The organism is Streptomyces sp. NPDC057743 (assembly GCF_042798755.1).
In the GTDB taxonomy this organism is placed as follows: Bacteria; Actinomycetota; Actinomycetes; order Streptomycetales; family Streptomycetaceae; genus Streptomyces.
The window spans coordinates 1-4,538 of sequence record NZ_JBHVJX010000091.1 but is presented as its reverse complement, the minus strand read 5'-3'; the positions used below and the strand labels follow the sequence as shown (position 1 = coordinate 4,538).

Sequence of the window (4,538 nt, the reverse complement as noted above, 5' to 3'; positions counted from 1 at the left end):
CCGCCGAAGCCCACCGCAAATGGAACAACACCACCGCCACAGCAACGACTTGACCTGCACCAACACCCCATCAACCAAGAACTACAGCTGCCGTGACGGAGCAGGTCCGTCTTTCGGTCACGCTCAAAGGGGGAGCGTTATGTCGGCTCCGCAGGCGGGGAGCTTGGCTGCGGGGGCGTGGAGAAGGTCATTGCGCGCTGTGTGATTTCCAGTGTGGGTAGTCGATGCTCCAGTCGGCGTAGCCGTTGCCTGGGCCGCCGAGGTCGGTGGTGGCCTCTTTGCCTGTGATGGTGAGGAGGTCACCGAGGAGGGTGTTGTCGAAGAGCCATTGGGCGCCGCTGGGAGTCATCCCGATGCAGCCGGCGCTTCGGTTGTGGACGCCGACGTTGGCCTGGGCCTCGGGAAGGGCTTGGTGTAGGTAGCCGCCGGTGTCGGTGAAGCGCATGCCCCAATTGACGAGGACGTCGTAGTGTTTAGGGCCGCCGACGGAGGCGGATGTCATGTGGACGGTCTTCTCGCGAGACTTGATCGCGAAGGTGCCTGGTCGCGAGGCGCGGCCTGGTACGGGTTCGCCACCAGATACGGGGATCTGGCGGATCGGTTTGCCGTTTTGCCGGATGGTGAGCGTCTTGGTGTCAAGGTTCGCGATCAGCTGCTGGTCGCGGCCTATGGTGAAGCTGCGGTCCACGGGGTGTGTGAAGTGGGCGCCTCCGGGGTCCACGGTGGTGAGGTCGCCTTTGACCTGCACTGTGGTGAGCGGGGTCCAAGGTCTCTTGGGGCGCCAGTCCAGTCGCTCGCGCCCGGACGGCGTGGAGATCCATCCCCAGGATCCCTCGGTCGCCGGTAGGGCTGTCACGGTCAGGGTTTTTTCGACGGTTGCTTTGTTCTTCACTGGTCGTTCGAACTCCAGTGACACTGGCTGCCCGGTTCCCACGATGGCGTTCTGCGCGGGAGCGAGTTCGAAGCCGAGCAGGGGGCCGGAGGTGACCTTCGCGTGTGCGGTGGGCGAGGAGGAGGTGGTGGGTCTACTGCCCGAGGAGGAGGCTGTGTTGCTGTTCGGCGCGCCGATGAACGGGTGGGAGCAGGCTGTCGCCAGCAAGATTCCCGAACCGGTGAGGGCCGCCACTGTCCGTACGTGGTGTGTCCCGCGTCGACGGGGGGAACCGGCACGGTGTGCAAGGTGGCAGGGGGAGTGCACGGGTGAGTTCCTCTCCTGGTGGGAACGGGTAGGAGCGTGGGGCTCATGTGGGCGGTGGTGCTTGTGTGGCGTCCTGGCGGCCCGGGGAGATGGTGCCTGCCGGTTCCGTCGAGGGCAGTGTTGGGTACTGGGCCGGCCTCTGGGTGCGTTGGAAGGTTGCGCAGGCCGGTAGATCGCACCGTGGCCAAGTGGCTCAAGGACGGCCTCTCCACCTGTCGGTAGTGGTGGCTGCTGTCGGTGCCAACTCGGGTTGCTTTAGATAGACTTGCGGTGTGGGTATGACGGGTGGTCGCGTTGCCACACGAGGTCATTTCAGTGGTGGTCGTGAGGGTGAGGATGGCTGCGGCGGCTGACGTGAATGTGTTGGGGGTGCGGCATGGGATCTGTCATCGCGTGAGGCGGAAGATCGCTTGTCCGATGGGTTGGCCGGAGGGGCTTGTTCGACTTCTTGCGTGTGGCGGTGAGTTCGGCTTCCTGGCGCCGTCTGAGGGGTGTGGCGGTAGGGGTCCGGTGCCTGGTGTCTCTGTGCGCACGGGCGTGAGGCCAGCTGCGCCCAGACGTCGACGAGGGTGTGTTCGTGGGTGGCTGTGACGTCGTGGCTGCAGTCGGGAAGGCGGGTGAGAGCCGCCAAACTTCATCTTCGCCGCGGTGGTGAGCTGCAGTTTCCCCTTTCCGCAGGGTCTTGCCGGGTAGGCGTCGTGTGGTGGTGTCCGGGTCGGTGTCGGCGGCGTTGGTGGTGCTCAGATGTATGGAGCCGTTGGCGTGGCGACTGGCGGGGGTTGCCCTCACGCTGCCGTGAACCGTGGGTAGTTGCCTGGTCGTTTGGTGCGTGGGGCGTCAGTGCGTGATGGCGCTGAGGCGAAGCCGGTCGTGCAGGGTGCGAGGTGGAGTGTGGGCGGAGGTAGACGGTGTGTGGTTCCGGTCACCTTCAGCGGTGGTGAACACCCTCGTAGCCGAGGCTCGGCCCTTTTCCTCACTGTGGTGTGCGGTAGGAGGGGGAAGGGCGTGAGCGTCCGCTTCTCAGGCGGAGGGGTTTCGCGCGGGGCTGTGTACGGGGCTGGCGAAAGGGGCGTTGAGGCGATGCGTACGCTCTTGGGGACGTTTCCTCTGTAGGAGGGTGCGGGTGCGGTATCTGCGGGGAACGGCTGTCTTTTCGCCTGTGGGCGGTCAGGAGCAGTGCGGCGGTGAGGAGACTGGCGGGGCCGATGAGGTGCCCGGCCCATGCCGTGAGGGCGGTGAAGGCTAGGACGCTAGGGTGGGTGAGCGCAGTGAGCCAGGGAGGGGGTGTCCTGCGGCGGATTTTCTGAGCGAGGGCATCGCACTCGTCTTTGAGGAGGTTGTGGGCGAGGGAGTTGGGGGGCAGGTTCTTCAGCGCGTGGCTTCTGAACAGAAGTTGGGCGACAAGGGGGTCGATGTCGTCGGTGGGGGCGCTGGGCATGGGAGGTCGTCCTTTGCTGGGGGAGGCGGCCGGAGTGCGAGGGCGCCGTCGACATGGCCGGGTGCAACGAGGCGACGGGTGCGGCTTGATGCGTAGAACATGATCCTCGCTGCAGAGAGATGGTGACGGCTGTGGCCGGCGAGGGGCGTACCCTCGGCGGGCCCATGGGGGAACGAGGGTCGAGGGCAACGCAGGCGGCCTCGGCAGCTTTCTCGACAGTCAGCACACCGTGATGCGGAGGTGCGGCTGGGCGGAGGGTCCTCCACGGGCCCTTGCGACGGCAGACAGTGCAAGAGCCTGTCTGCCGTAAGGCAGTTGCATCGCCGCGCCTGCTTCAACGATGGACCGAGGAAGGTGGAGGTTGCCTGGGGCGCGTCTTGTGACGCAGCTTAATGCTGCATGCTCACCCCCAAGATTGGCAACCGGAAAGCGCGCCAGTAGCCGCCAGGTGAGTTCCTTCACGTCTGCCCGCTGGTGTGCATCACCCGTCGCGACAAGGGCATGCAGGGATCGCGCGCGGCTCTCTGCGGGAGGCGGTGCGCGCGGCCCTCAATGAGTGCGTCGGTACCGGATGAAGTCTGCCAAGCATGCGGGATGGTGACGGTTCACCCCTGCGGCTGGGCGGGTGAGGGGTTTGTGCTGTCGGTGGTGGCGTGGGGTGCGAACTAACCTGATGCGGTTAATGTCACGCGATCCAGTTGCCAGATGTGGGGCTGTGGGGAAGAGTGCAGGTGTAGGAGATGCGGCAGGACGGTTGAGCACGGGTCGCATCTTCTCGTGCGGGTAGTGCCAGGTGTGTCCGCCTCCCAGCCTGGGAGGCGGACACACCCCGACAGCATCGGCGGTGCTGTCGGACGCGATACACGCGGCATGAAGTGGCGCCGCCGCACAACCACCGCCTGCCCCATCCGCTCGTCCATGCCCTCACACTTCAGGCAGTGTGTCGTTCTGCCTCAAGTCCAATGCCCGCCTGCGGGTGAGACTCACCGCCGTCGGTCGGTGAAGACCATGAAGTGCATCTGGCCCTTGGTGCTGATCGCCGACATTGCGTTTACCGAGAACCGGTTCCCGCTCCGCCGCACCACAGGTGTCCTGCCCTTCTCTCCCCAGGTGCGGCCGGTGACCTGGTCGGAGCGGATGCCGACCTGGTCGGCGAAGAGAATCCCGCCGTCGTCGCCTTGGCCCGGATCGCCGGCCAGGTCTCCTGGTGCCAGCGGCGCACGGCCTTGGGGTCCTGCTCAGTGGCCCGCTTGTCCGGACGCTGGAAGGACAGCCCCCACCGCTTCAGGTACTTGCCCACCCCCCCGGCTCGGTCAGCCGCACCCGGTACAGCCTTACGATCGGCTCGCCCACCAGTCGCCGGGTCCACAACTGTCCGCTCAGGCCCACGTCGCAGGGCCGGTGATGGAGGACCGCCTGCCGCGCGGCGGCCCGCTCCGCCTCCCCGAGCACCTGATGCACCCCAACCGGCTTGCCCCGCGGCCATATGACCAGCGCACCACGGCCACCCGCCTGCCACTTCGCCCACCACTTGTCGACCGCCTTCAGCGACACCCCAAAGACCACCGCCACGTCCTCACGGTCTCGCCCCGCCACCAACGCGGCCATCGCTCGCAGCCGCAGGGCCTCTTGCGTCGACGGCGGCAGATGCCGCACGTCCCCCACCAGATCGCTCACGCCCCACCGACGACCCAGAACCCGAACCGTTTCGAATCAATAGGGGGTTACACCTAAGCTTAGCTTGTTTTTTGAGTCCCAGTCTCGAACGTGTCTCGAACTTGATCAGCGTTTTCGCAGTTCAGCGGATATGAGGGCGGCCTTCGTCTGATCCTTTGCTTCGTCACAAGGCACAGGAAGAGCACGAAGGCCGTAGTCATGAGTGTGGGGTATCAGCGCGTCCTG

At 65.8% G+C, this 4,538-nt stretch carries 1 protein-coding gene and 1 pseudogene; both read right to left on the bottom strand.

The window, feature by feature from the left end; genetic code table 11:
- Window positions 1-187: 187 nt before the first annotated feature.
- Window positions 188-1,126: a L,D-transpeptidase gene (locus tag ACFVFQ_RS38270; protein ID WP_383425303.1), complete on the bottom strand. Its 939-nt coding sequence runs from the start codon at window positions 1,124-1,126 to the stop codon at window positions 188-190.
- Between the two features lie 2,505 nt (window positions 1,127-3,631).
- Window positions 3,632-4,253 (bottom strand): annotated as a pseudogene (locus ACFVFQ_RS38265) (IS630 family transposase); the annotation flags it as partial.
- Window positions 4,254-4,538: the final 285 nt, after the last annotated feature.